This is a genomic window from Achromobacter sp. SIMBA_011 (assembly GCF_046535435.1).
GTDB lineage: Bacteria > Pseudomonadota > Gammaproteobacteria > Burkholderiales > Burkholderiaceae_B > Achromobacter > Achromobacter dolens.
Genome location: NZ_JAWRWN010000968.1, coordinates 1 through 248 on the forward strand (window position 1 = coordinate 1; position 248 = coordinate 248).

Genomic DNA, 248 nt, shown 5'->3' on the forward strand with positions numbered 1-248 from the left:
CGAACAGGCCGGCGTCCACGTGCCGCGCGTGCTGGAGGTCGATTACGACGCCGGGCTGATGCTGGTGACCGATCTCGGCACCGCGTCCTATCTCGCCGCGCTGATCGAAGCCGGTCCCGGCCCGCGCTCGCGCGCGCTGATGCACGACGCGCTCGACGCGCTGCTCCGCTTCCAGCTCGAAACCAAACCGGGCGTGCTGCCCGTCTTCGACGAAGCCTTCCTGCGCCGCGAGATGGAGCTGCTGCCGG

Annotated in this window: 1 pseudogene; it reads left to right on the plus strand. The window is 70.6% G+C overall.

Annotated elements, in window-relative coordinates:
* Positions 1-248, plus strand: a pseudogene (locus SB816_RS33880) (aminoglycoside phosphotransferase); the annotation flags it as partial.